At 61.4% G+C, this 3,833-nt stretch carries 3 protein-coding genes; 2 read left to right on the forward strand and 1 reads right to left on the reverse strand.

The window, feature by feature from the left end; translation table 11 throughout:
- The first annotated feature begins 1,567 nt into the window (after positions 1-1,567).
- Complete coding sequence (locus DQ353_RS22670; protein WP_181578545.1) at positions 1,568-1,843, forward strand: MFS transporter; 276 nt, start codon at positions 1,568-1,570, stop codon at positions 1,841-1,843.
- Positions 1,779-2,432: an MFS transporter gene (locus DQ353_RS20910; protein ID WP_113765111.1), complete on the forward strand. Its 654-nt coding sequence runs from the start codon at positions 1,779-1,781 to the stop codon at positions 2,430-2,432. Before DQ353_RS22670 ends, DQ353_RS20910 begins: the two co-directional genes overlap by 65 nt.
- A gap of 1,088 nt (positions 2,433-3,520) precedes the next feature.
- Here the strand turns inward: DQ353_RS20910 and DQ353_RS21900 are convergent.
- Positions 3,521-3,833 (reverse strand): hypothetical protein (locus DQ353_RS21900; RefSeq protein ID WP_220094085.1); only part of this gene is annotated, 313 nt, incomplete at its 5' end.

Raw genomic sequence — 3,833 nt, forward strand, 5'->3', positions numbered from 1 at the left:
TAAAAAAATCCCGGCAAATTGCCCCAGGAATCCACACGGGGGTGCGGACCCTGAAACCATTCACCAATAAAATAAATAAATTGGTATCAACAAATTTGGCACACTATTGAGTTCTCAAACAACAGACGCTTCCAACTTCCACGACCCGGACTGACGTTTCCTGCCGGCGCTTCGCTCTGGAGCAACTTGTCTACCTTACCCCACCGCGTGTCCCGACGCAAATCCACCGTTTCCGGCCCGACCTGGTCTAACATGCGATTCCCGCCATCATTTCCGGCGCACAAGGCAACCTAGAAAAAACTGGGTGGGGGTTTTGGTAGATATTTCGGTCGCCCGGCGATTCCTCCAGCAACTTTCCCGCTGTGTCCCTCGCGGCGACTTAGAAAACTATACACACCATTCCGCACCACCGCAAATCGGTGGTTACCTGCATCCAATCTTCCTGGAACCCTTGCAAACAAAGGGGAAGCGCGTCTGATGCGGCGCACCACCAGGCTGATTGGCGAAAACAACAATAGGTGTTCCGCGCCACGTGTTATCGAGCGCGTTGTTTGACGATGACGGCGGCACCTTGAATGACGATGGATTTGGCGGGTTTGGTCCCCATCGTGACGTGGTGGGCGGAGACGCTGCCGGGCACGTGGAAAGGGCCATCGATGTCGTCGTCATCGTGACGCCGGTTCCGGGGCACGGCAACGCACGGTCGCCTCGGATCTTCAGGTGCGCGGCGGCGGGCCCAGCAGGCGGCCCCGGGTGAAGTGCCCGGTGAGGGTCCAGGACGGCAGCTCGGGTCCACCCGGTGGCGGAGGGCCAATGCGGCACCGGCCAAGACTCTCAAGCTCCGGCCCAGCAGGCTCGGCCACCGCTTGGGACGGACCAGGATCTTGGGGTCGAGGCGGAACGCGTGCTGCACGGCCTGACCGTACAGCCAGTGTGCGTGTGTTTCCGGCACCCGTCGAAACGGGGCGGCCCAGCCGGGCGGGAATCGCGCGGTGCCCGCTTCCGGCGACCTTTGCCGCCAGTGCGGTACCGATGACCTCAAAGGGCGTCGGCCCGGCGTGCGGGCGGCACGGCCGGCAGCACCTGGGTAAGCCCACAGCCGGCGCAGCGATCGCGCCGCGGCCGCAGTGTCAGCTGATCATCGCCCAGGCCCCGCACTGTTCGGGTGCGGGCGAACCCGTGGGGGCGCAGCCGATCCGAACAGTCCGGACACGAAATATCGCCTGCCGGCAATGCGGTCTCGGTCCGCCCGGGGCTGCCCACGGTCATCATTGCGACCGCTCCTTTTCACTTGGTAAGGTCCCAAGTCAATGACTCTTGCCCATCATGCCCATCGGTGGCAGGGGTGGCCTCTTCGTGTGGATCATTTGTTGCTCGGATTGGAAGGGCCGTCTCGCCGCCGGACGGACGGACTCACGCCGACGATACGGCTGCGGCGATCATGGCCCGGCGGTCGGGAGACCCGGTGTCATGGTCATGCTGGTGCCGCCGATGAACCCCGAACCGAGGTGGCGTCATCGTCACCCACCATGACCAACGCATCACCAAACTGTTCGACGCTCTACAAATGGCTCCAATCGACAAGCGTGGCCTGTGGTCGAGCCTGACCTATGTCTCGGGAACCATTGGCGTAGTCGCAGGAACCCTGATGGGCGCGGTCATGACGTTGCTGTTCACCCATGACCAAATGGTGGCCTGGGGATGGCGAGTACCGTTCATCCTCCGAGGAGTCCTCGGCCTGCACACGCTGATCATGCGTGCCTCGCTGAAGGAAACCGATGACTTCAAAAGGTCGCGGCGAAACCAAGGACGAAGATCGAGTCGGTTTGGATCCAGATCATAGCCCACCGAAAGCAGGCCGCACAGGTCATCGGCCTGGCCCTCGAAATCACCGTGGGATACTACACGCGGGCCGTGGCGACCCCTACGATGGCCGTGACTTACCCCGGATCGATGCCGGTCCCGCGCTCTGGGCAGGTGTCATCGGCAACCTGGCCTTCATGGTATCCCTCCCGTTTTGGGGAAAGCTGTCAGACAAAATTGGCCGCAAACCTCTCTTGATGCTCGGCTTGGGCGGCTCCGCCCTCATGCAGTTGCCCATGTCGTGGCTCTTCCGGGGTGAGGTTTGGCAGTTGGTGGTTTCCATGAGCGTCCTGCTGGTGCTCATGGGTGCCATGCTTTCCATCATGCCGGCGACCTATGCCGAACTCTTCCCCACCGGAATTTGCACCATGGGCGTGGCTGTTCCGTATTCGGTGTGCGTGGCCCGTTTCGGCGGCACCGCTCCCTACCTGAACGCATGGCCCACCGGTTCGTTTGGCGGTTGGACATTCGCGATCTACGCAACGTTGCTCTTTGCCGTCAGCGTTGCCTGTATCTTCGGGATTCGTGAATCCCGTGGCAAGGTCCTCAGCTCGGCGGTGCTCGCATAAAGGACGACCCGGCGAGTCACGCCAGTCCTCCGACTACAGATTGGCGATCTCGAGGCCGATCAGTTCTTTGCTCGAAAATCCAATGTGAAGGATTCAGTGGGTCTACTCCAAATCGTGTTGCACCTCTACTGTCACATTCGGCGGATCGTGTGGTTCTTGAATCACACAATGTCAAATTCTCGTCGGGTTGGGGTACGCCCAAGACGCATAGGGGCCGAAGAGAGATGGCGCATGGATGCCATTAGAGAATATTTGCGTCTGTGGAGGCCTGCAATATTGCCAGTGGGGACCATCCCGGGAAAACGCGAAGGCTCTCCATGAAAGCGGCTTCGCCGTTGACAGGTGGCCGTTCCCGTGCCGTGAGCCGACCGAGCCACAGGTGGACCGATTGACCAGGGCAACCCGATGGGCGTTGCAAGGCTCTGGACGAGCATGGCCGGTTCAGTCCTGCCGGAGTGGGGCGGCCGTTGCCGGGACCCACCACCGGAAAATGTCTCCGCACGTAGCTTGGGCACATGTCATGCGGCTGCGGCGGGGCCGTGTTCCGCGAGCAGTGCCTCGCGGCGAGCCGGCGCCCGCGGTCCGGCACTTCGTCCACGACGACGCGGTCACGGATCGGATCATCCTCAACACCGGCTGGACCGATGTTGGAAGCTGGAACACGCGAGAGAAGATCGGCACCGTTGAGCACGACAGGATTCGTTGGGGCGGGTGGCTCACATCCGGGCAGTTGCTGGCCCCGAACGGCAATACCGCTGGCTTCCACGCACAATAACGGGTGGCCCCCAAAGCGCCGCATACTCATGCAATAAGGCGATCATCACCATGTTCATGATTCTGACGGAAGAGTCTTCGGGAATTCTTCGGAGCATATTTGGGCACCCGTTTCGGCCTGCCGCTCTCCAATCCGAGGGTGATCGCCGACAAGCTCGCAACCGCCAAGGAAGCCCGCGCGAAGAGACGCACCGCCAAGGATGTGTCGCACCTGGTCGGGTGCAACCGCACGACGCTCTACCGCCACCTCGGGCCAAGACATCAGCTCAATCAAGAGCCCCTGATTCTCCCGATGGCCCAGTGGATCGTTTCAGTTACGGATCGGCAGGTCTGTTGTGCCAGAAGCTGACCGCAACGAAATCCTCGACGTAGCCATGGGTGACGACGGCAAGGCCTTGAAGGAAGGACCCGCTGTCAATCGCACCAACAAGGCCACGACAGGCTGGGAAATACTGCGCCAACACGTCGAAGTCGGCGTTCCCCTCACGGTTCTGGCGTGGTGTCAGCGGAAGTTCTAAAGTGACCGTAGGCGGCAATCCCCGCTGACCACCAGCGGCAATTGAACTGACCACCGGCGGCAACCGGTTTTGACCACTGGCGGCAGGCTTTCCCACCCCATTTCCGGGC

Source organism: Arthrobacter sp. AQ5-05 (genome assembly GCF_003287975.1).
GTDB lineage: Bacteria > Actinomycetota > Actinomycetes > Actinomycetales > Micrococcaceae > Paeniglutamicibacter.

Excerpts from the sequence above, each read along its gene's own strand:
- DQ353_RS22670 (WP_181578545.1), top strand. The coding sequence starts at position 1,568 with ATGGCTCCAATCGACAAGCGTGGCCTGTGGTCGAGCCTGACCTATGTC.
- DQ353_RS20910 (WP_113765111.1), top strand. The coding sequence starts at position 1,779 with ATGACTTCAAAAGGTCGCGGCGAAACCAAGGACGAAGATCGAGTCGGT.